A 1,774-nucleotide genomic window follows, 5' to 3' on the forward strand; every position below is an offset into this window, starting at 1 on the left:
TACTGAAGAAAAAGAAAATAATCCGTAAATCCTTTAAGAGAATCGCAGCAATAAAGAAGCGTTGATTCGTTATTTGTCATATCAGGACAGTACAAAAAACGGTATCCCCGTTGCAAAAGAGCAAGAGCAGTATCCATTGTCATCTTCTCAATACAGAATTTGGATTTTAAGCCAATTCGAAGAAGGAAGTATTGCTTATAATATGTCTGGCTTAAACACAATTGAAGGTGATTTTGATGAAAATATTTTTCAGGAAACCTTTCAGGAAATACTTGAAAGACATGAGATTTTAAGAGCTTCAATTAAGACAAATAATGATGGTGAAGTGTATCAATCCATTAAAAGCAGTTCAGATTTTATTCCCAGTCTTACCTACAAAGATTACAGAGACAAATCAACTGCAGAAATACAGGAAATCGTAAAAGCATCATTTGTTGCACCATTTGATTTTGAAAATGATGATTTGATCAGAATTTCTGTTTTCAGGACAGAGGATAATAAAAGGTTATTGATAATCTCTATTCACCATATTATATGCGATGGCTGGTCTATGGGAATATTGGTAAGGGAGTTCATGACGATTTACCAGAGCAAAATTAATAGGAGTTCTTATGCGCTTCCAAAGCTGGCTATTCAATATAAAGATTATGCAGTATGGCAGCAAAATGATTTAAACTCAGTGGGTCAGAATAAACAGGAAAAATACTGGTTATCTCTTTTTGACGGTGAAATTCCTGTTTTAGATTTCCCAACAAACAGAAACAGACCGCTTGTAAAAACGTATAACGGTAAGAGAATCAGAAGATCTTTTAATGAACAAGTTTACAAAAAATTCAATTCTCTTTGTTTACAGCATGAAGGGACCGTATTCATTGGTTTATTAACGGTTTTAAATACATTATTATACCGATACACAAAACAAACGGATATTATTGTGGGTACGCCCGTTGCCGGAAGAGACTCTGTAGATCTTGAAAATCAAATAGGCTGTTATATCAATACCCTTGCTTTAAGAAATGTATTTCAGGAATCGGTCAGTTTTCAGGAACTTTTTGGTCAGATTAAGCAAAGTACCTTAGCATCTTTCGAGAATCAAACCTATCCCTTTGATTCGCTTGTTAAAAAATTAAACTTAAAACACGACACCAGCAGATCTGTATTGTTTGATGTTATGCTTGTTTTACAAAACACGAATAAAGAAAATTCATCAGCTGAAAATTCAGGCAATAAGGATCAGGGAGATTTTAAAATTGAAGAAAAAGTGTTGAGCAAATTTGACATGACATTCAATTTTGAAGAAATAGATTCAGCATTAGATGTTGCTGTGGAATATAATACAGATATTTTTGATGAGGCTGCTATTGATAGAGTTTTAGACCATTTTGAAAGTATTATGAATGTGGTTTCTCAAAGTCCGGAAAACCCGATTAGCCAAATCGATTATCTGAGCATTTCAGAAAAAGAGCATTTGGTTTCCATGTTTGACAATTCAAATGTGAGTTATCCTTCAGATGTTACGATTATTGATATTTTTGAAGAACAGGCATTAAAATATCCGGATAATATCGCTGTTGTTTTTGGCAATGATAGGCTAACGTATAAGGAGCTTAATGAAGCTTCGAACCAGCTTGGGTCTTATTTAAGGGAGCAGTACCAAACTGCAGCCGATGATTTGATATGCATCAATATGCGTCCAGGCATAAGAATGGTAATCAGCATTCTTGGGATCTTAAAATCAGGTGCCGGATATGTACCCATCAATGCTGATTTTCCG

General features: G+C 34.4%; 1 protein-coding gene. It reads left to right on the plus strand.

Features of this window, described 5'->3' with window-relative positions; all coding sequences use genetic code 11:
* Positions 1-73 precede the first annotated feature (73 nt).
* The coding region (locus BXU01_RS21960; RefSeq protein ID WP_206196636.1) for a condensation domain-containing protein at positions 74-1,774 on the plus strand (1,701 nt) is incomplete at its 3' end.

It is taken from the genome of [Flexibacter] sp. ATCC 35103 (assembly GCF_001975985.1).
Lineage (GTDB): Bacteria > Bacteroidota > Bacteroidia > Flavobacteriales > Flavobacteriaceae > Flavobacterium.